The 18,379-nt window shown below is 64.7% G+C and carries 22 protein-coding genes; 12 read left to right on the top strand and 10 right to left on the bottom strand.

Annotated features, from left to right (window positions below; all coding sequences use genetic code 11):
* Positions 1-145: 145 nt before the first annotated feature.
* Positions 146-1,207 (bottom strand): cytochrome c oxidase subunit II, encoded by a 1,062-nt coding sequence (coxB, locus tag QUV11_RS03115; protein WP_300880507.1) that lies wholly within the window; start codon positions 1,205-1,207, stop codon positions 146-148.
* A gap of 197 nt (positions 1,208-1,404) precedes the next feature.
* On the opposite strand from coxB, the gene pyrE reads away from it, so the two are divergent.
* The 5 genes from pyrE to QUV11_RS03140 all read left to right on the top strand — a co-directional run bounded on the left by pyrE (position 1,405) and on the right by QUV11_RS03140 (position 5,458).
* Positions 1,405-1,998 (top strand): orotate phosphoribosyltransferase, encoded by a 594-nt coding sequence (gene pyrE / locus QUV11_RS03120; RefSeq protein ID WP_300880508.1) that lies wholly within the window; start codon positions 1,405-1,407, stop codon positions 1,996-1,998.
* Entirely contained in the window at positions 1,995-2,735 is a 741-nt protein-coding gene (locus QUV11_RS03125; protein WP_300880509.1) for a pyridoxine 5'-phosphate synthase, read from the top strand. Before pyrE ends, QUV11_RS03125 begins: the two co-directional genes overlap by 4 nt.
* 151 nt (positions 2,736-2,886) lie before the next feature.
* Positions 2,887-3,291, top strand: coding sequence for a holo-ACP synthase (gene acpS, locus QUV11_RS03130; RefSeq protein ID WP_300880510.1), 405 nt, complete (start codon positions 2,887-2,889; stop codon positions 3,289-3,291).
* Between the two features lie 37 nt (positions 3,292-3,328).
* Entirely contained in the window at positions 3,329-4,207 is an 879-nt protein-coding gene (gene lepB, locus QUV11_RS03135) for a signal peptidase I (protein ID WP_300880511.1), read from the top strand.
* 117 nt (positions 4,208-4,324) lie between these two features.
* Positions 4,325-5,458 carry an AI-2E family transporter gene (locus tag QUV11_RS03140; RefSeq protein ID WP_300880512.1) on the top strand — a complete coding sequence of 378 codons (1,134 nt, stop codon included), beginning with the start codon at positions 4,325-4,327 and terminating at the stop codon, positions 5,456-5,458.
* Positions 5,459-5,467: 9 nt separating this feature from the next.
* On the opposite strand, the gene QUV11_RS03145 is transcribed toward QUV11_RS03140, so the two are convergent.
* Positions 5,468-6,112 carry a spore coat biosynthesis protein F gene (locus tag QUV11_RS03145; RefSeq protein ID WP_300880513.1) on the bottom strand — a complete coding sequence of 215 codons (645 nt, stop codon included), beginning with the start codon at positions 6,110-6,112 and terminating at the stop codon, positions 5,468-5,470.
* The gene (locus tag QUV11_RS03150; protein WP_300880514.1) at positions 6,037-6,261 is read right to left on the bottom strand and encodes a hypothetical protein; all 225 of its coding nucleotides are present in this window, start codon (positions 6,259-6,261) and stop codon (positions 6,037-6,039) included. Before QUV11_RS03150 ends, QUV11_RS03145 begins: the two co-directional genes overlap by 76 nt.
* Before the next feature lie 138 nt (positions 6,262-6,399).
* Here QUV11_RS03150 and QUV11_RS03155 point away from each other — a divergent pair, with 138 nt between their 5' ends.
* Entirely contained in the window at positions 6,400-7,704 is a 1,305-nt protein-coding gene (locus QUV11_RS03155) for a homoserine dehydrogenase (protein ID WP_300880515.1), read from the top strand.
* Positions 7,705-7,708: 4 nt separating this feature from the next.
* Positions 7,709-8,644, top strand: coding sequence for a DUF808 domain-containing protein (locus tag QUV11_RS03160; protein ID WP_300880516.1), 936 nt, complete (start codon positions 7,709-7,711; stop codon positions 8,642-8,644).
* Positions 8,645-8,653: 9 nt separating this feature from the next.
* Here the strand turns inward: QUV11_RS03160 and QUV11_RS03165 are convergent, their stop codons facing one another.
* Positions 8,654-9,184 (bottom strand): GNAT family N-acetyltransferase, encoded by a 531-nt coding sequence (locus QUV11_RS03165; RefSeq protein WP_300880517.1) that lies wholly within the window; start codon positions 9,182-9,184, stop codon positions 8,654-8,656.
* Positions 9,181-9,693 carry a hypothetical protein gene (locus QUV11_RS03170; RefSeq protein ID WP_300880518.1) on the bottom strand — a complete coding sequence of 171 codons (513 nt, stop codon included), beginning with the start codon at positions 9,691-9,693 and terminating at the stop codon, positions 9,181-9,183. The genes QUV11_RS03165 and QUV11_RS03170 overlap by 4 nt, the downstream gene beginning before the upstream one ends.
* Positions 9,694-9,790: 97 nt before the next feature.
* On the opposite strand from QUV11_RS03170, the gene glpX reads away from it, so the two are divergent.
* Genes glpX through QUV11_RS03185 form a run of 3 tightly spaced genes read left to right on the top strand, consistent with a single transcriptional unit; the run spans position 9,791 to position 12,421 of the window.
* On the top strand, positions 9,791-10,792 hold the full coding sequence (gene glpX, locus QUV11_RS03175; RefSeq protein WP_300880519.1) for a class II fructose-bisphosphatase: 1,002 nt from the start codon (positions 9,791-9,793) through the stop codon (positions 10,790-10,792).
* Positions 10,793-10,849: 57 nt separating this feature from the next.
* Positions 10,850-11,698, top strand: a complete 849-nt coding sequence (nadC, locus tag QUV11_RS03180; RefSeq protein WP_300880520.1) for a carboxylating nicotinate-nucleotide diphosphorylase — start codon at positions 10,850-10,852, stop codon at positions 11,696-11,698.
* Positions 11,699-12,421, top strand: coding sequence for a ribonuclease T (locus QUV11_RS03185; protein ID WP_300880521.1), 723 nt, complete (start codon positions 11,699-11,701; stop codon positions 12,419-12,421). It begins immediately after the preceding gene.
* 13 nt (positions 12,422-12,434) lie between these two features.
* Here QUV11_RS03185 and QUV11_RS03190 read toward each other — a convergent pair whose 3' ends face one another.
* Both QUV11_RS03190 and QUV11_RS03195 read right to left on the bottom strand, forming a co-directional pair.
* Positions 12,435-13,781 carry an MFS transporter gene (locus tag QUV11_RS03190; protein WP_300880522.1) on the bottom strand — a complete coding sequence of 449 codons (1,347 nt, stop codon included), beginning with the start codon at positions 13,779-13,781 and terminating at the stop codon, positions 12,435-12,437.
* On the bottom strand, positions 13,778-14,113 hold the full coding sequence (locus QUV11_RS03195) for an antibiotic biosynthesis monooxygenase (protein ID WP_300880523.1): 336 nt from the start codon (positions 14,111-14,113) through the stop codon (positions 13,778-13,780). Before QUV11_RS03195 ends, QUV11_RS03190 begins: the two co-directional genes overlap by 4 nt.
* A gap of 129 nt (positions 14,114-14,242) precedes the next feature.
* Here QUV11_RS03195 and QUV11_RS03200 point away from each other — a divergent pair, with 129 nt between their 5' ends.
* Together QUV11_RS03200 and rpoZ are read left to right on the top strand one after the other, a co-directional pair.
* Positions 14,243-14,896: a methyltransferase domain-containing protein gene (locus QUV11_RS03200; protein WP_289620103.1), complete on the top strand. Its 654-nt coding sequence runs from the start codon at positions 14,243-14,245 to the stop codon at positions 14,894-14,896.
* Positions 14,897-14,968: 72 nt separating this feature from the next.
* Complete coding sequence (gene rpoZ, locus QUV11_RS03205) at positions 14,969-15,313, top strand: DNA-directed RNA polymerase subunit omega (RefSeq protein ID WP_300880524.1); 345 nt, start codon at positions 14,969-14,971, stop codon at positions 15,311-15,313.
* Between the two features lie 196 nt (positions 15,314-15,509).
* On the opposite strand, the gene QUV11_RS03210 is transcribed toward rpoZ, so the two are convergent.
* The 3 genes from QUV11_RS03210 to ftsH all read right to left on the bottom strand — a co-directional run bounded on the left by QUV11_RS03210 (position 15,510) and on the right by ftsH (position 18,347).
* Entirely contained in the window at positions 15,510-15,887 is a 378-nt protein-coding gene (locus QUV11_RS03210; RefSeq protein ID WP_300880525.1) for a hypothetical protein, read from the bottom strand.
* A gap of 61 nt (positions 15,888-15,948) precedes the next feature.
* The gene (locus QUV11_RS03215) at positions 15,949-16,362 is read right to left on the bottom strand and encodes a hypothetical protein (protein WP_300880526.1); all 414 of its coding nucleotides are present in this window, start codon (positions 16,360-16,362) and stop codon (positions 15,949-15,951) included.
* A 29-nt stretch (positions 16,363-16,391) separates the two neighbouring features.
* Complete coding sequence (gene ftsH, locus QUV11_RS03220; protein WP_300880527.1) at positions 16,392-18,347, bottom strand: ATP-dependent zinc metalloprotease FtsH; 1,956 nt, start codon at positions 18,345-18,347, stop codon at positions 16,392-16,394.
* Positions 18,348-18,379: the final 32 nt, after the last annotated feature.

An 18,379-nucleotide genomic window follows, 5' to 3' on the forward strand; every position in this document is an offset into this window, starting at 1 on the left:
TCAGGTACAGCGTACCGATGTCCTTGTGGTTGGTCGACATGAACCAGCGCTGGAAGAACGCGGGCTTGTGGTCGTCATGCGCATGATCGTGGTCATGCAGATCGGCCGGGTTGGCTGCAATCGTGGTCATGGTGTTGCCCTGTCCTTACTGAGCGGCTGCCGGAGCGGTGGCGACTGCGCCTTCCGCTGCGGGAATATCGGTTGCGGCTGCCGGAACTGCGGCAGGTGTTGCGGCGGCGACTTCATCACCCTGGACGGTGCCGCCCTGCGAACGAACCCAGGCATCGAACTTCGCGCGTGGCAGAGCCTCGACCGCGATCGGCATGAAGCCGTGGCGCGCGCCGCACAGTTCGGAGCACTGGCCGTAATAGACGCCCGGCTCCTTGATGATCAGCATCTTCTCGTTCGAACGGCCCGGAACCGAGTCCATCTTGAACCAGAGCGACGGCACCGCGAAGCTGTGGATCACGTCCGAAGCGGTGGTGATGATGCGGATCGGTTCACCGGCGGGAACAACCATGCGGTTGTCGACGGCAAGCTGGTAAGGCTCACCGCGCTGGATCGCCTCTTCTTCCGGCAGCATGTTGGAAATGACTTCGAAGTCGCCGTTATCGGGATAGTTGTAACCCCAATACCACTGGTAGCCCGTCACCTTGACGGTCACAGCGGATGCGGGCGCAGGCTTGTACTGCTTGGCGAGCAGGTCGATCGAGGGAACCGCGACACCCACCAGGATGAGCACCGGAACCAGCGTCCAGATCACTTCGATGGTGGTGTTGTGGGTCACGCGCGATGCGACCGGGTTTGCCGCCGCGCGATAGCGGATGACGATCCACAGCAGCAGACCCAGCACCAGCAGCGAGATCGCCACGATGATCGGCAGCAGCACGACGGTATCGAGCCAATAGGCATATTCGCCCAGTTCCGAATACTGGTCCTGGAAATCGATTCCCTTGTCGACCGGCATGCCCTTGCCCGGGGTCGGTGCCATCGGGGTGTAGCTCGAATCGAGCGCTCCGGCTGCGGCTGCGTCTGCCGTGGCGGCGTCCGCAGGGGTCGCAGCAGCGGCGGCTTCAGGCGCAACCTGCGTGCTGGGGGCTGGTGCCGCAACCGGCGGAGCCGGCGGCGTCTGGGCCAAGGCCAGCGGCGCGGTTACGAGAACAAGGGCTGCGAAACCGATAGATTTCGTCCAAGATGCGAACGCCATTCGTAGAATGTCCCTGTATGGGCAGGGCATCCGTCCACGTCCCGTAGCGCCGGATCACTGCCGTGTTTGCGTCATAGCTAACCGTGCCTATACGCAGGCTTGCCGCCAGTCTCAAGCCAATCTAGGGATATTTTTTGTGCACATGCGCATGCCCGTCCCCCAGGGCCGAAACGACGCTACGTAAAAGGCTTGATACCATGCAGGAAGAAGAGATTCTGGCAGAATTCCGCGCCAGCCAGGCGCTGCTGGAAGGGCATTTCATATTGTCGTCCGGTCTGCACAGTGCGCATTACCTGCAATGCGCGCGCGTGTTGATGGACCCGATGCGTGCCTCGCGGCTAGCCAGTGCGCTCGCCAGCCGGATGCCGCGCGACGTGCGAGGCCAGATCGAGGTGGTCGTCTCGCCCGCGATGGGCGGACTGATCATAGGGCATGAAATGGGCCGCGCACTGGGCGTCGAGGCGATGTTCGTCGAACGCCCCACCGGCACCTTCGAGCTGCGCCGTGGCTTTGCGATCAAGCCCGGGCAGAAGGTGCTGCTGATGGAAGACGTCGTCACCACCGGCCTGTCTTCGCGCGAAGCGATCGCGGCGGTGAACGCCGCGGGCGGCGATGTCATCGCGGCAGGCGCGCTGGTCGACCGTTCAGCGGGCGAGGTTTCGCTGGGTGTTCCGTTCTACCCGCTGATCTCGCTCAATTTCCCGAGCTTCGCCGCAGATGCCCTGCCCCCCGAACTCGCCGCGACCCCAGCGATCAAACCTGGAAGCCGCAAGGAGCCCGAGGCGGCATGACTCAGCACCTGCGCCTAGGCGTCAATATCGACCACGTCGCTACCATCCGCAACGCGCGCGGCGGCGATCACCCCGATCCGATGCGGGCCGTCAAAATCGTGCAGGAAGCGGGCGGCGACGGCATCACGGTGCATCTGCGCGAGGACCGGCGGCACATCCGCGACAGCGATCTCGACACGATCATGGCGGGCGCCACCCTGCCGATCAATCTGGAGATGGCCGCGACCGAGGAAATGCTGCAGATCGCGCTGCGCCACAAACCGCACGCGGCGTGCATCGTGCCCGAAAAGCGCGAGGAACGCACCACCGAGGGCGGGCTGGACGCGGCAGGACTGCACAACACCCTCACGCCGATCGTCGGTCGCCTTACCGATGCCGGTATCCGCGTCAGCCTGTTCATCGAGCCCGACGCCCGCCAGATCGACGCTGCGATGCGGCTGGGCGCACCGGTGGTCGAACTCCACACCGGGCGCTATGCGCATCTGTGGCTGGACAACGACAGTGCCGGGATCGAGGCTGAGCTCAAGCGCATCGCCGATGCCGCGGCGCTGGCCACCAAGAACGGCATCGAGCCGCATGCGGGCCACGGCCTGACCTTCGACAACGTCCAGCCGATCGCCGCGATTCCCCAGCTCGCCGAGCTCAACATCGGGCATTACCTGATCGGCGAGGCGATCTTCGATGGCCTCGAGGCAAGCATCCGCCGGATGCGGCAATTGATGGATGAGGCGCGGTGAGTCTCGCAACGATGAAGACAGCCGCCCCCAATAGCCCTCTCCCCTTGAGGGGAGAGGGAAGAGCCGCGCAGCGGCGAAGGGAGAGGGGAAATCCGCCAATGCTGGCGCATGCCCCTCTCCCAACCCTCTCCCCTGAAGGGGAGAGGGCTTCATGATCATCGGCTTGGGCTCTGACCTGTGCAATATCGAGCGGATCCAGAAGTCGCTCGAGCGCTTTGGCGCGCGGTTCGAGAGCCGCGTGTTCACCGAAACCGAGCAGGCCAAGGCCGCGCGGCGTCCTTTCACCAAGGCGGGAACGCTCGCCAAACGCTTTGCCGCCAAGGAGGCATTTTCCAAGGCGGTGGGAACCGGGTTCAAGGCAGGCGTGTTCATGAAGGACATCGGCGTCGTCAATGCTCCGTCAGGCGCGCCGACCCTGAAACTCACCGGGGGAGCGAAGGCGCGGCTGGACAGCATGATTCCCGCGGGCCATAGCGCCTTCATTCATCTGACGCTCACCGATGATCATCCATGGGCTCAGGCATTCGTGATCATCGAGGCGCGGCCCATTGACTGATACTCCCCCGCCCGGCCCGGACCCGAAAGACAGCTCTATGGCACCCGAAGCTTCCGACGCCGCGATTGAAGCGGATACTGCGCGCCACCGTCCGGCCGACGAAGAGCACAAGCCGATCAACTGGTTCGAGGAAATCCGCGGGCTGTTCCTGTTGTTGCTCGCGGTGCTGGCTTTCCATTCGCTGGTCGCCAAGCCCTTTTATATACCGACCATGTCGATGATGCCCAATCTGCTGGTCGGCGACCGGCTGGTGGTCAGCAAATATCCTTATGGCTGGTCATGGGTCTCGGTGTCGTTCCACCTGCTGCCCCCCATGAAGGGCCGGATCATGGGATCGACCCCGGAATATGGCGATATCGTCATCGCAACGCCCCAGGGCGCCAGCGCCGACTATATCAAGCGCGTCATCGGTCGCCCCGGCGACACCATCGAGGTGCGCTCGGGCCGAGTGATCCTGAATGGTGAGGAAGTCGTGCGCTCGGTGCAGCCCAACATGCTGCTGCCGGTGGACATCAACTCGCCATGCAACGCCAGCGACTTTCCGATGCTCAAGATGCGCGGCGCGGATGGCAAGTTCTATTGCGAGCTGCCGATCATCCGCGAGACGCTGCCCAACGGCGTGTCGTACAACACGATCGACCTGGGTCCCGACTATCCGCTCGACAATTACGGGCCGTACACCGTGCCCGCTGGCCATATCTTCCTGATGGGCGACAACCGCGACCGCAGCGCCGACAGCCGCGCTACCCGCGAGGAACTGGGCCTGGGCGGCGCGGTGCCGCTCGAAAACATCGGCGGCCGCGCGGAGATCGTTACGTTCTCGCTCGACGGCAGCACCAACTGGAACCCTGTCAGCTGGTGGGAGTCGCTTCGCGGAGAACGCGCCGGAACCAGCCTGCGCGCCGACAAGGACTGATCCTTTACGGGAACCAGCCTGCACACCGAGCGTGATAGGGGCGCAAGGCGCGTTCTCGCGCGGCCTCGTGCCGACCAACGATTCCCGTTATCCTCATGCAGCTACAGGATGCTCGCCATGGCCGACCCGTCTGCCAGCCCTTCCGAAATGCCCCCTGAAACTCCGGGCCCGGCAGAAATGCGCGACCCGATGGTACGCGCCGAGTTCAAACGTGCGCTGATCTGGGTATCGGTGGTGATCGGCGCGGCGCTGATCGCGCTGCTCGCTCAGCCCATCCTGCTGATCGTCGGCGGTGTGGTGGTGGCATGCATGCTCGATGGCGGCACGCGGCTGCTGGGGCGGGTGCTGCCGATCGCGCGCGGCTACCGCCTGACGCTGGTGCTGCTCGCGGTGGTTGCGTTCATCGGCTGGGTCGCGGCATTCGCAGGCTCCGAGATCGCCGAACAGGCCGCTCAGCTGCCCGCCGTGATCGAATTCCAGATCGACCGGATCAGCAACCTCGCCGCGCGCTACCAGATCACCGCAGGCGCCGACGACCTCAGCTCGCTCGCCGGTCAGGCAATGTCGAGCCTGGGCCAGGTCACCATGGCAGTGACCTCGGTGATCGGCGGGATCGCCAGCCTGGCGATGATCTGCGTGCTCGGCATCTTCATCGCCGCCGAGCCCCGGCTGTACGAGCGCGGCTTTGCCTGGATGCTGCCGATGGCCGAGCGCGGCCATTTCTACGGCACGCTCGAAAAGATCGGCTGGACGCTGCGCCGCCTGCTGGCGGGGCGGCTGCTCGGAATGTTCATCGAGGGCGTCGGCACCTGGGCGCTACTCGCGATCGGTGGCGTACCGATGGCGGCGCTGCTCGGACTGCTGACCGGGATACTGGCGTTTCTGCCGAATATCGGCGCGATCATCTCGGGCGTTCTGATCGTCTCGGTCGGCTTTGCATCGGGCACCGGCACCGGGATCTTCGCGCTGTTCGTCTATCTCGCAGTGCAGGCGATCGACGGCTATGTCATCGTTCCGATGGTCGCCAAAAAGGCGGTCGACCTTGCCCCCGCATTGGTGCTGGGCGCACAGATCATCATGGGCGCGCTGTTCGGCATCCTCGGGCTGGCGCTGGCCGACCCGATCGTCGCGATGATCAAGGTCGCGCTCGAACGCCGGTCGGCGCGCACCGCGCAAAAAGCGGCGGCTGGCGCCACCCCGGGGCTGTTGCTGGGATCGAGCAGCGCAGCGACTGCCCCGCCAACTCGGTAACTGCGGTGCCTAAAGCTTGCGCTTGGCGAGCAGCATCTCGGCGATCTTGTAGGTGCGCTCGTTGTCGACATCGACAGCATACGCGCCTTCGGTCAGCACAAACGCGCGAACCTTGACCTTGAACCGGCGAGAGATCGCCGTCATGGCGCCGTTGACGGTCGACCAGCCCAGCCGGAAGCGGATCAGGTTCCACACCCCGAACGCGCTGGCGATGCGACCGACGTTCTTCATGAATTGCCCGCCTTGGCGAAACGCCTCGGCGGCCCGGAACGATGCGGCATCGCGCAGCCAATACGTGTTGCAGTTGGCGATGGCCATGTCGCTGAACTCGTAGAAGTTGCGCTGCGCTTCGGGATGTTCGGCAAGGATCGACGATTTCTCGGCGATGGCGAGCACGGCACCCGCCCCATCGCGCATGCCGAAGTCATGGATGCTGCGGATTTGCTCGGCGGTGACCAGCACATTGTCGCCGGTGGTGATCAGCATGGGGAAAGGATTGCCCGCCTGCTCGATCACCGCCTCGATGCTCTCGACGATGCCGTCGCGTGACACGCACATGTGCAACCGCCCGGCAGCGGTCAGTTCGGCGACCGCGGGGATATCCGCGATAACGCAGGATCGTGGATCGATACCCAGATAGCACTTTCGGGCCATGCATCCCGAACCCCCTCGAGCACCCACTGCAGCAAAGGCTTGCCCTGTATCGGAACATTGCACTTGTGCGTGACGCCCGCGGCCTTGGCCAAGGGATCGAGCTTGCCATCGCGCTTGCCTGCAAGAATGAGAATGGTGGGCGATGCCATGCGGCGAACCTTTCGTGCGACCTTGGTGTGCGCGCGCCTATAGAGCGGGTTCGTGACGGCAACAACCCGCCTCCCTCTTCCCTTTGACGCACCACACGCTAAGGACTGGCAGAGATTGCAACGCTGGGGGACGTCTTGATGGGTGAAACGCTGAACATCGCGCTGGTCGGTCTGGGGACTGTCGGCGCAGGCGTGGTCCGGCTGCTTGAAGAGAATGCGGCGCTGATCGCGCGGCGCGCAGGCAAACCGATTCGCGTTGCCGCGATCACCGCGCGCGACCGGTCCAAGGATCGCGGCGTCGACCTCTCGGCCTATGAGTGGGTCGACGACATGGGCGAATTCGCCACCCGTCCCGACATCGACGTGGTGGTGGAACTCATCGGCGGCGCGGACGGCCCGGCGCTGACGCTGGCCAAGGAAAGCATCGCGGGCGGCAAGGCGTTCGTCACCGCCAACAAGGCAATGGTCGCGCATCACGGCCTGGATCTCGCCCAGCGCGCCGAGACCGCCGGGCTGGCGTTCAAATACGAAGCCGCGGTCGCCGGCGGCATCCCGGTGATCAAGGGGCTGCGCGAAGGCGCGGCGGCCAACCGGCTTGAGCGGGTCTATGGCATTCTCAACGGAACCTGCAATTTCATCCTGTCCGCGATGGAAAAGACCGGGCAGGATTTTGCCGACGTGCTCGCCGAAGCGCAGGCGCGCGGCTTTGCTGAAGCCGACCCCAGCTTCGACATCGATGGCGTCGATGCCGCACACAAGCTCTCGATCCTCGCCGCGCTCGCTTTTGGCACCCAGCTCGATTTCGAGGGGATCGAGCGCAGCGGCATCCGCAAGATCCTGTCCGCCGACATCGCCCAGGCTGACACATTGGGCTATCGCATCCGGCTGATCGGCATGGCCGAGATCGACGGCAGCAATGGTGACGCCCGGTTGTTCCAGCGCGTCCACCCCTATCTGGTGCCCAAGAATCATCCGCTGGCGCATGTCGATGGGTCCACCAACGCGGTGGTGGCCGAGGGCAACTTCTCCGGCAGGCTGCTGTTCCAGGGCGCAGGTGCCGGCGATGGCCCGACCGCCAGCGCGGTGGTTGCCGATCTGATCGACATCGCCCGCGGCGAAATCGGCCCCGCCTTCTCGATGCCGGTGCGCGAGCTCGAACAGATGAACCGCGCCGAAACCGGACACCGGATCGGCAAATGCTATCTGCGCTTCGAGGTCGCCGACCGGCCCGGCGTGCTCGCCGAGATCACCGCCGCGATGCGCGATGCCGGGGTGTCGATCGAGAGCCTGATCCAGAAGGGCCGCAGCCCCAATGGCAGCGTGCTGGTCGCCATGGTCACGCATGAGGGACCCGAAAGCGCGGTTGCTGCAACCATTTCGGCGCTCAACGGTTCCCCCAGCCTGCACGCGGAGCCCCTCGTGATCCACATTTTGGGAGACTGACCCCATGCCATCCGGCCTTGCCGCCCTCCTGGACGATGTTGCGGCGCTGACGCGGCTGGCGGCCGTATCGCTCGACGATGTTGGCGCTGCCTCCGCCAAGGCTGGTAGCAAGGCGATGGGCGTGGTGGTCGATGACGCTGCGGTCACCCCGCAATATGTCACCGATTTCAAGCCCGAGCGCGAACTGCCGGTGATCTGGCGGATCGCGAAAGGTTCGCTGTTCAACAAGTTCGTCATTCTGCTGCCCATCGGCCTGCTGCTCAGCGCCTTTCTGCCCTGGGCGATCACGCCGATCCTGATGCTGGGCGGGCTCTACCTGTGCTTCGAGGGTGCCGAGAAAGTCATCCACGCCTTCGGCAACTCCCACGAAGTTGCCGAGGACGTCGCGCAGGTGCAGGACATGTTCGCGCTGGAGAACGAGCGGGTGAGCGGCGCGGTGCGCACCGACCTGATCCTGTCGGCCGAGATCATGGCGATTGCCTTGTCAGAAGTTGCGACACGTCCGATCGCGATTCAGGCGGTGGTTCTGGCAATTGTCGGGCTTGTGATCACCATCGGCGTCTATGGTGCGGTGGCGCTGATCGTTAAGATGGACGATTTCGGCCTGCACCTGGCACAGCGCCCCTCGGCGGCGCTGCAGGGCTTCGGCCGCGGCCTGGTCAAGGCGATGCCGGTTGTCATGTCGGCGCTGTCGATCATCGGCACGGCTGCGATGATCTGGGTCGGCGGGCAGATCATCATCCATGGCCTAGCGGTGTTCGGCATCGCCGGCCCCGAGCACCTTATCCACGATATCGCGGTGGCTGCAGGCGCAGCCGTCCCGGCTGTCAGCGGCTTGGTCACGTGGCTGGTCGGCGCGATCGGCGCGGGCATTGTCGGATTGATCCTGGGCAGCATCATCGCGCTGGTGGTCAAGGCGCTGCCAGGCAAGGCGCACTGACGGGGCTGGTCAGTCCATCGCCCGGGGCCGCGCATAGACGTTGACCGGGTGCTCGGCATGTTCGCCCTGCCCGATCCTTATAAAGCCGAGCTTGGCCGCGACATGTTCCGATGCCAGATGGCCCGGATCGATGATGCACCGTACGACCGGTGCATGTAGAACCTGGTCACTCCATTGCAGCACCGCCTGCATGGCCTCGGTCACCAGACCCTGGCCCCAGACATCGGGCGCCACCGCCCAGCCCGCTTCCGGCATGCCCTCCAGATAGGGAAGCCCACGCTCGAAATTGGCCAGTCCCCCCACCCCGACCAGCGCATCGGTCTGCCGGTCGGCGAACAACCAGTAGCCATAGCCGCACAGCGCCCAAAGCCCGTGCATTCCTATGAAACGCGCCCAGCTTTCATTTCGGGTCCGTGGTTTCCCACCGATAAACGCCGTGACGCGTTCGTCAGCCCACATCTGTGCGTACGCCTCAAAGTCGCCCATGACCGGCGCGCGCAACCGCAATCTTTCGGTCTCGATCACCGGTATCGTCGTCACTGTGGCCCCCCACTGCTGTTGCTCGTCTCGCGCAGGCGCTCGGCAGCCTCGGCCGCGCGCGCCCTCTTGAGATATTCCTCGTCCACCTCGGGCAACTTGGAGAAATCGATTAGATAGGCAGGCGGCGGCGGACAGGGCGGGATCATGCAGCCGCTGAAGGTCGCCTTGCCCTTGAAGATGCCATCGCCCGCCACGTCGGGCGCAGGCGGCGGGCCGCCGGTGGCAAGCCGCCCCTCGGTGTCCGGCGGCACGCGGAACTTCGCGCTCGGATCGGTCTCGCCGCACACCACGATGGCGTCGCCGCCCGATCCGGGCTGGCAGCGCTTGGCGCGCGCTTCCTTCCCGGTCCATTCGTCGGCCTTGCGGATGAGCTGCTTGACCTTTGCGTCAACCTGATCGGCATCGCGCTGCTCGGGCTCGGGCAACTGCGTGTCATCCTGCGCATCCTGAGCGGTTGCAGGCGGGACCAAAAGTGCGGAAAAGGCCGTCAGGGCAGCCGCGAACAGCATTCTCGACAATGCAATAATGCTCCCTTATGGACCGGGCACAATGCACCGGGCCTGGAACGCGACTGGTGCCCCATAATAGAAGGATGACCCGCCTGCCATGTCCAGCGCAAGCCTGAAAGCGACGCCCCCTGCAGAAACCCCGCAACTCGATCGCGTGCTGGTGCTCGAGATGGTCCGGGTGACCGAAGCAGCCGCCATCGCTGCCTCGAAAATGATCGGGCGAGGCGATGAAAAGGCAGCCGATGCCGCCGCAGTGGAAGCGATGCGGGCCGCGCTCAACGGCCTCGATATCGACGGCACCGTGGTGATCGGCGAAGGCGAGCGCGACGAGGCGCCGATGCTGTATATCGGCGAGAAGGTAGGGCTGGGCAACGAAGGCGCACCGCGAATCGATATTGCGCTCGATCCGCTCGAAGGCACCACCATCACCGCCAAGGCCGGGCCCAATGCGCTCGCCGTGCTGGCGATTGCCGAAAACGGCTGCCTGCTCAACGCGCCTGATGTCTATATGGACAAGATCGCAGTCGGACCGGGCTATCCCGACGGCGTGATCGACCTCAACAAGTCGCCGACCGAAAACGTGCAGGCCGTGGCCGCTGCCAAGGGCGTCAAGCCCGGCGATATCATCGTGTGCGTGCTCGACCGCCCCCGCCATGCCGACATGATCGAGGAACTGCGCGGCCTGGGTTGCGGCATCATGCTGATCCCCGATGGCGATGTCGCAGGCGTGATTGCCACCACCGATCCCGACACCACCATCGATATCTATATGGGCTCTGGCGGCGCGCCCGAAGGCGTGCTGGCTGCTGCTGCGCTGCGCTGCGTCGGGGGCCAGTTCAAGGGCCGGCTGCTGTTCCGCAACGACGATGAGCGTGCCCGCGCGCGCAAATGGGGCATCGAAGACCTGAACGCGATCTATGACCTCACCGATCTCGCCAAGGGTGACTGCATCTTTGCCGCTACCGGCGTGACCGATGGCTCGCTGCTCGAAGGCGTGAAGCGGCGCCGCGATGGCGTAATGACCACCGAAACCGTGGTGATGCGCTCGTCGAGCGGCACCGTGCGCTGGGTCAAGGGCGAGCACCGCATCGCCGAATAAGCATGGTCGCTGGCACCGGATGTGCGCGATGTGCCGTCCGGCGGGGGAAAACATAGTATGGCCTTTTCGATTTATGGCTTCGACCTGCAGCGCTTTGTCGCCGCAACGCTGGCCGAAGACCTGGGGCCTGACGGCGTCGATGTGACGTCACAGAACGTGATCCCCGCCGATGCCCGCTTCGCCGGTGTGATGGATGCTCGGCACGCCATGGTGGTCGCCGGGCTGCCGATCGCCGAGGCCTTTTTTCGGGCCCTCGACCCGGAATGCGAAGTCGAACTGCTGGTCGAAGAAGGCGCGCAAGTGTGCGCCGGGACCGATCTGTTGCGCGTATCGGGCAAGGCGCGCGCACTGCTCACCGCCGAACGCTCGGCACTCAATACCGTCCAGCATCTCAGCGGCGTCGCCAGCCTCACCCGCGAGTATGTCGACGCCATCGTCGGCACCGGCGCGGTCTTGCTCGATACCCGCAAGACGATTCCAGGCCTTCGCCTGCTCGAGAAATACGCCACGCGGCAGGGCGGCGCGCAGAACCACCGGATGGGGCTTTGGGATGCGGCGATGATCAAGGACAACCACGTCGCGGTGGCAGGCGATATCGGCGAGGCCGTGCGGCGCGCGGTGGCCGCGGGGATCGAGCGGATCATCGTCGAGGTCGATCACGTCGACCAGATCGAGCCCGCACTGGCGGCAGGTGCCACCCATCTGCTGCTCGACAACATGGCACCGGCGACGCTGCGCGGCGCGGTGACCCTGGTCGGCGGCCGGGTCCCATGCGAAGCCTCGGGCGGGGTCACGCTCCACACCATCCGCGCGATCGCGGAGGCCGGCGTCGACTTTATCTCTGTCGGCCGGCTCACCCAGTCGGCACCCGCAGCCGATGTCGGCCTGGACTTTTCGGCAACCTGAATGCGGATGCTGGCTGCCCTTGCCCTTGTTGCGGCAACGGGCGCGGCGCTGCCTCAGCAGGCGCAGGCGCAGGCCTATCAGTGCCGGATGCCCGAGCGGCTTGCTCCGCTCGCCTCGCCCAAACGCCGATCGAGCGACGTGCGGCGGATCACGCCCATCGCCGGCTATACGCTCGCGCTGAGCTGGTCGCCCGAATACTGCAAGAGCCGCGAGGACCGTCCCGGCGACGCACTGCAATGCAGCCGCAGGCACGGCGAATTCGGCTTTGTGTTGCATGGCCTGTGGCCCGAGGGCAAGACCGCGGCCCATCCGCAATATTGCGCGCGCACCCCGGTTCAGGTTCCGCTGTCGGTGGCCCGCACCGCGCTTTGCGCGATGCCGTCACAGCGGCTGATCGCACACCAATGGGACAAGCACGGCAGCTGCATGTCACGCGATCCGCAAAGCTATTTCCGGACCGCAACAAGGGTTTACCGCGCAATACAGCTTCCCGACATGGAACGCTTGTCGCGCCGGGCGCTCACGCACGGGATGCTCCGCCGCGAACTGGCGCGGGTGAACCCTGGCATGCCGCCGCAGAGCATCGCGATTCGCAGCAACGCGCGCGGCTGGCTCCAGGAAGTGCGCATCTGCCTGGGGATGACCTATCGTCCCCGCGCCTGCCCGGCCTACGTCCGGCAGCCGCGCGGCGATACAGCCTTGCGGATCTGGCGCGGGCTTTAGCTGCCTTGCAGCTTCAGCGAACAAGCACTTCGTCGCGCTGCAGCGCCGTGCGCCCCCAGATCAGGACGAACACGCACAGGGCGATGATGATCCCGAACGATTCGAGCGGAGCGATATTGTACAGCCACACCCCGATCGCAGGCGCGACGATATAGGCCGCGCCGTTGATCGAGGCGACGATACCCGCCACTTGCCCCTGCTCGGCGCGGGTCACCGCCAACGAAGCGCCTGCGGTGAAACCGGGGCGGAACAGGCCGAACCCCAGCGAGGCGAGGGCAAAGCCCAGCGCGATCGCATTGAGACTGCCGGAGAACGCCACCATCGTGCAGCCTGCCGCTGCGAGCGCCATGCCCCACAGCGTCGATGTCCGCGGCCCCATTTTCAGATACGGGATCAACCCCCATTGCGCGAGCAGGGTGGCAAAGGCCCCCGCCATCAGCACCAGGCCCGTGGGACCGGCCGCCAGCTCTGGCGTGGCGCGCAGGTCGAGCCGGTCGAGCAGCATGAACCCCACCAGTCCCAGGATCATCGCATTGGCGTGGCCGCCGACCAGTCCGGTGATCAGCCAGGGCCGCAGCCGCGCATCGCGCCAGGACAGCCGCTGTTGGGTGGCGCCCTCCGGCTCGGACGGCGCACTGTCATGTTCATCAGCGTCATAGACTTCTCCCGCCGCCCCTGAGCTCATCGGCTCCGATACCAGCCGTCCGCGGACCGCAAAGCTGGGGGTATCGTCGGGCAGCCGCAGCTTGAGCGTCACCAGCACCAACAGGCCGAAGGCGGCGAACACGAAGAACGGGCTGGGCAGTCCCAGGAAAGGCAGGATGATCAAGGGTGCCAGTGCCGGGCCGATCACGGTGCCGAGCCCGAAGGACGAGGAGATCATCGAGAGCGACTGGGTGCGCTCCTGCCGGCTGGTCCGCGCGGCAACATAGGCTTGCACCGCCGGGGGACCCGCCGATCCCAGACCCCCGTAAAGGCTGCGGAACATCGCGAAGATCAGCATTGTCCACAGCGCCGACAAATAACCATGCAACCCGGCCAGCAGCGTCAGCCCGCAAAACGCAAAAGACGAGATGAAGCCGACCAGCCCCAAATTCATCAATGCCTTGCGTCCGCGCCGGTCCGACAGGCGGGCCCAGCGGGGCGCAAAGATCATCCACAACAGCGCCGACCAGCTATAGGCGAGGCTCACCCAGACGTCGGCAACGCCCATCCGCGTGCCGATGGCCGGCATCACCGACTGCATCGCGGTGTTGCCCGCAGCCGTCACCAGCATCACCATGAACAGCAACGCCATGCGGTCGGTGGGCAGCTTCTGCCCGTCCGGCGGACCTTCGTGCTGCGCGGGCATATCGCTCATGGCCAGGCATAGCCTCTCTCGATCCGGGCAACGTGGATCGTGTAATGCGTGTACCAGCGGTCCCGCCCCGCCTCGCGCGCGGCGCGATGCTCGGGGTTGTCGCGCCAGGCCTTGGCGCTGGCATCGTCCGCCCAATAGCTGACCGTGATGCCGAAGCCGTCGGCGCCGCCCGCGTGATCCATCCCGAGATAACCCGGTTGCTGCGCGGCAAGCGCGTCCATCGCCGATGCCGCGACGGCATAGCCTTGTGCATCCTGCCCGCTGTGCTGCGCTGCAAAGATCACCGCGATGGCTCCGGTCGCATGGATGCGGGAATCTGTGGACGCATGCATGGCAAATGCTCTACGCGCTGGCTTCTGCGTTGCAAAGCGTATCGATGGCCGCCCGACGCACACGATTGCTTTGCCGGCCCCAATCTGCAATTGTGGCAGGCTGTTGACAGATATTCTGAGAGGTTCTTCATGCAATCCAACGACCTGGCCCAGCTGCCCGCGCGGCAGCGGATCAAGGCGCGCGCCGAGCGATTTTTCGGGGCCTGGGGCGTATTTTTCAAGGGGTTTTTGAAACACCCCGTGATGGTCGGCTCGATCGTTCCATCCTCGGACCGCACCATCCGCAAGATGCTGGCACCTGTCCCCTGGCAGAACGTGCAGCTGTTCGTGGAATACGGACCAGGGGTTGGCACATTTTGTCGCCCGGTGCTCGACAAGCTGCCCCGCAACGCGACTTACATCGCGATCGACACCAATCCGGATTTCATCCGCTATCTGCGCAAGACCATCCCCGACAGCCGCTTCATCGCGGTCCACGGCTCTGCCGCCGATGTCGAGGATATCGTCGCGAGCCATGGCTTTGCCCATGCCGATTTCGTGCTCTCGGGCCTGCCGTTGTCGACCTTGCCTGGTACGGTCGCCGACGACATCGCACAGGCCACCCATCGTGCCCTGCGCCCGGGCGGCGCGTTCCTGATCTATCAGTTCAACACCTTTGCGCTGCAGCTGATCCGCCCGTATTTCGACCGAGTCGATCGCGGCTTCGAAGCGTGGAACGTCCTGCCCTGCCAGCTGTTCTGGGGCTGGAAGTCCACGGATAAGGGCGCCGAAGAGAACGCCTGACGTTGACTTTACGCGGGCCAGCGACTAAGGCCCGCCTTTCCCTGATATTCTGACAGAGTCTGGAGCCCGTTCATGGCGCGCGTTACCGTTGAAGATTGCATCGACAAGGTCACCAACCGGTTCGATCTCGTTCTGCTCGCTGCCCAGCGCGCACGCGAGATCAGCGGCGGTGCCGAACTGACCATCGATCGCGATCGCGACAAGAACCCGGTTGTGGCGTTGCGCGAAATCGCCGACGAAACCGTGTTCCCCGATGAACTCAAGGAAGGCCTGATCGTTTCGCTGCAGAAGGTGCAGGTTGACGACGACGACATGCCCGACGAAATCGGATCGCTCAGCCTGTCGGCAGAAGCGCTGCGCCTCACCGCCTCGGCCCCTGCCCGCACCAGCAACGTGGGCAGCGATTTCGAAGGCTGATTCTCCGAATTACAGTTCAACGAAGAGGCCGCGCTCCCGAGGGGACCGCGGCCTTTTTCGTGTGTGGCGGACGGCACTGGCTGCCCACCTCTTCGTCACCCCTGCGAACGCGGGGGTCCCGCTTCTGCGGCTAAAAACGAAGAAAGCGGGGTTCCCGCGTTCGCGGGAATGACGATTGAGATGAAACTGGACGGCCCTATTTGCAGGGATACTTCTGCTTCATGAAGTCATACAGCGCGGTGCGGAAGGGCTGCTTCTGCTTCGCAGCGGGAAGCTTGGTAAGATAGTTCTTGAGCTCCTCGCCCTTCATCTTGCCCTCGCCCTTGGGCGGGGGGCAGCTGTGCCGTGGTCCGCCAGCCTTCGCCTGCTTGGCAATGTCTGAGCGGTAGAGCGTCAATACCCTGTCACTTTCGGCACGCAGCGCGCGCACGTCCGATGACATCAGCGCTGCTGGCCCAAGGCTTTCGGCCTTGTTCATCGCCGCCAGAAACTGCGCAGCGGTCATTTCCGATGTCGCGCCCGTGCTCAGAATTGCCACTGTAGCCAGCATTGCCGACCGAACTGCCCCATTCATCGTCCATATCTCCCCCAACTGTGCCGCCGCTGTAACACAGCTCGATGAACCGTACATGACGCTATTTCGGCTTGCCCGCGCACGGAAAGCGCAGCGTCATCACCAGCGCAAACGCGGTTTCGAGCGGCATAGGCCGATTGGCTGGAGGAAAGGCGCGGAAATCGGCCGCGATGTCGCCCAGCGAGAGCTGGGCCTGGCCGGGCGGCGGCGGGCAGCTGGCAGGCGGCGCACCGCGTTGTTCTGCTTCGGCAAGGCTGGCACGATAGGCCGTTGCGGCCTGCTGGATCGCAATGCGGATAGCATCGGCCTCAGGCGATGACGCCGATGCCTCGTCGCCGATCCTAACCAACGCATCAGCCTGTTCGAGAAACTGCTCGACGGTCTCCGGCACGGGCGCGGCCTGCGCCGGCGCCGGAACCGGAACGGCAACCGGCGCTGCGGCCAAGGTGGCCAGCAGCGCCGGAAACAGGAGCATCAGTGTCGCCACGGACAAGCCCGGCGGGCTTAGGCGCCTTGCGGCTTGGGGTCGTGGAACGGCCCCTTGCGCTTGCCGGCCCGCGGAATGACCGCGCCAATTCCCGGCGCGACATCAGGCTTGATCGACTTGCCATCGGGACGATCGAGCTTGCCGGTTTCGACCAGCTCCTGGATCTCGTCTCCGCTCAGCGTTTCGAATTCGAGCAGCGCCTGCGCCAAGGTGTGAAGCTGGTCGACATGCTCGGACAGCACCGCCTTGGCACGATCATAGCCCTGATCGACGATCTTGCGGATTTCCGCATCGATCTTGCGCGCCGTCTCGTCCGACATCATCATCCGCTGGTTCTGGCCATAGCCCAGATAGCCTTCGGACTGTTCTTCGTACTGCAGCGGGCCGAGCTCGTCCGACATGCCCCATTTGGTTACCATGTCGCGCGCCAGCTTGGTGGCATACTGGATGTCACCGCTCGCGCCCGAAGAGACCTTGTCATAACCGAAGATCACTTCCTCGGCGACACGGCCGCCCATCGATACCGCGAGGTTGGCGTACATCTTGTCGCGGTGATAGCTGTACACGTCGCGTTCGGGCAGGCGCATCACCATGCCCAGCGCACGGCCGCGCGGGATGATGGTCGCCTTGTGGATCGGATCCGATGCCTCTTCATGCACCGCCACGATCGCATGACCGGCTTCGTGATAGGCGGTCATCTTCTTCTCGTCGTCGGTCATCACCATCGACTTGCGCTCGGCGCCCATCATGACCTTGTCCTTGGCGGCCTCGAACTCGCTCATCGCGACCAGGCGCTTGCCACGTCGTGCGGCAAGCAGGGCTGCCTCGTTGACGAGATTGGCAAGATCCGCACCGGAGAACCCTGGGGTGCCGCGGGCGATGGTGCGCGCGTTGACGTCGGGTGCCAGCGGCACCTTCTTCATGTGCACCTGCAGAATCTTCTCGCGGCCCTCGATATCGGGAACCGGGACCACGACCTGGCGATCGAAGCGTCCCGGACGCAGCAGCGCGGGGTCGAGCACATCGGGACGGTTGGTCGCCGCGATGATGATGATGCCTTCATTCGCCTCGAAGCCGTCCATCTCGACCAGCAGCTGGTTCAGCGTCTGTTCGCGTTCGTCGTTCGAGTTGCCGAGGCCAGAGCCACGATGACGACCGACCGCATCGATTTCATCGATGAAGACGATGCACGGCGCATTCTTCTTGGCCTGCTCGAACATGTCGCGCACGCGGCTGGCGCCGACGCCGACGAACATCTCGACGAAGTCCGAACCCGAAATGGTGAAGAACGGAACGCCTGCCTCGCCTGCGATGGCGCGGGCGAGCAGCGTCTTGCCGGTGCCGGGCGAGCCGACCAGCAGCGCGCCCTTGGGGATCTGGCCGCCGAGTCGCGCAAACTTGCTGGGATCGCGCAGGAACTCGACGATCTCCTGAAGCTCCTCGCGGGCCTCGTCGATACCGGCGACATCCTGGAAGGTGACCTTGCCCGACTTTTCGGTGAGCAATTTGGCCTTCGACTTGCCAAAGCCCATCGCGCCGCTGGCGCCGCCGCCCTTCTGCACCTGACGCAGCACGAAGAAGGCGATCGCGATGATCAGGATAAACGGCAGCGACTGCAGCAGGATGTACATCAGCAGGCTTGGCTGCTCTTCAGCCTTGCCGCTGTAATCGATGCCCTTTTCTTCCAGCAGCGGGATCAGGCTGGGATCGTTTTCCACCCGGACGGCGGTGAACTGCTCGTCGTTGACATAGGTCCCCGAGACGCGGTCTGGCGAGATCGTGACGTTCTTGACCTGTCCGTCGGCCACCCGGTCACGGAAGGTCGAATAGCTGATCGAGCTGCCGCGATCGGCGCTGCCGCTGGTGTCCATCAAGGACACGACCACCAGCAATCCGATGATGACGCCTGCCCAGATGAGCATGTTCTTCATCCAGCCGTTCTGGTTGGCGTTGGGATCCTGATCGTCGTTCATCACAGTGCCTTTGCGGAAATAAACTACGTTCA

The organism is Blastomonas sp. (genome assembly GCF_030373265.1).
Classification (GTDB): Bacteria; Pseudomonadota; Alphaproteobacteria; order Sphingomonadales; family Sphingomonadaceae; genus Blastomonas.

Coding starts and splice junctions, on each gene's coding strand:
- coxB (WP_300880507.1), bottom strand. CDS start 1,207: ATGGCGTTCGCATCTTGGACGAAATCTATCGGTTTCGCAGCCCTTGTT.
- pyrE (WP_300880508.1), top strand. CDS start 1,405: ATGCAGGAAGAAGAGATTCTGGCAGAATTCCGCGCCAGCCAGGCGCTG.
- QUV11_RS03125 (WP_300880509.1), top strand. CDS start 1,995: ATGACTCAGCACCTGCGCCTAGGCGTCAATATCGACCACGTCGCTACC.
- acpS (WP_300880510.1), top strand. CDS start 2,887: ATGATCATCGGCTTGGGCTCTGACCTGTGCAATATCGAGCGGATCCAG.
- lepB (WP_300880511.1), top strand. CDS start 3,329: ATGGCACCCGAAGCTTCCGACGCCGCGATTGAAGCGGATACTGCGCGC.
- QUV11_RS03140 (WP_300880512.1), top strand. CDS start 4,325: ATGGCCGACCCGTCTGCCAGCCCTTCCGAAATGCCCCCTGAAACTCCG.
- QUV11_RS03145 (WP_300880513.1), bottom strand. CDS start 6,112: ATGGCCCGAAAGTGCTATCTGGGTATCGATCCACGATCCTGCGTTATC.
- QUV11_RS03150 (WP_300880514.1), bottom strand. CDS start 6,261: ATGGCATCGCCCACCATTCTCATTCTTGCAGGCAAGCGCGATGGCAAG.
- QUV11_RS03155 (WP_300880515.1), top strand. CDS start 6,400: ATGGGTGAAACGCTGAACATCGCGCTGGTCGGTCTGGGGACTGTCGGC.
- QUV11_RS03160 (WP_300880516.1), top strand. CDS start 7,709: ATGCCATCCGGCCTTGCCGCCCTCCTGGACGATGTTGCGGCGCTGACG.
- QUV11_RS03170 (WP_300880518.1), bottom strand. CDS start 9,693: ATGCTGTTCGCGGCTGCCCTGACGGCCTTTTCCGCACTTTTGGTCCCG.
- glpX (WP_300880519.1), top strand. CDS start 9,791: ATGTCCAGCGCAAGCCTGAAAGCGACGCCCCCTGCAGAAACCCCGCAA.
- nadC (WP_300880520.1), top strand. CDS start 10,850: ATGGCCTTTTCGATTTATGGCTTCGACCTGCAGCGCTTTGTCGCCGCA.
- QUV11_RS03185 (WP_300880521.1), top strand. CDS start 11,699: ATGCGGATGCTGGCTGCCCTTGCCCTTGTTGCGGCAACGGGCGCGGCG.
- QUV11_RS03190 (WP_300880522.1), bottom strand. CDS start 13,781: ATGAGCGATATGCCCGCGCAGCACGAAGGTCCGCCGGACGGGCAGAAG.
- QUV11_RS03195 (WP_300880523.1), bottom strand. CDS start 14,113: ATGCATGCGTCCACAGATTCCCGCATCCATGCGACCGGAGCCATCGCG.
- QUV11_RS03200 (WP_289620103.1), top strand. CDS start 14,243: ATGCAATCCAACGACCTGGCCCAGCTGCCCGCGCGGCAGCGGATCAAG.
- rpoZ (WP_300880524.1), top strand. CDS start 14,969: ATGGCGCGCGTTACCGTTGAAGATTGCATCGACAAGGTCACCAACCGG.
- QUV11_RS03210 (WP_300880525.1), bottom strand. CDS start 15,887: ATGAATGGGGCAGTTCGGTCGGCAATGCTGGCTACAGTGGCAATTCTG.
- QUV11_RS03215 (WP_300880526.1), bottom strand. CDS start 16,362: ATGCTCCTGTTTCCGGCGCTGCTGGCCACCTTGGCCGCAGCGCCGGTT.
- ftsH (WP_300880527.1), bottom strand. CDS start 18,347: ATGAACGACGATCAGGATCCCAACGCCAACCAGAACGGCTGGATGAAG.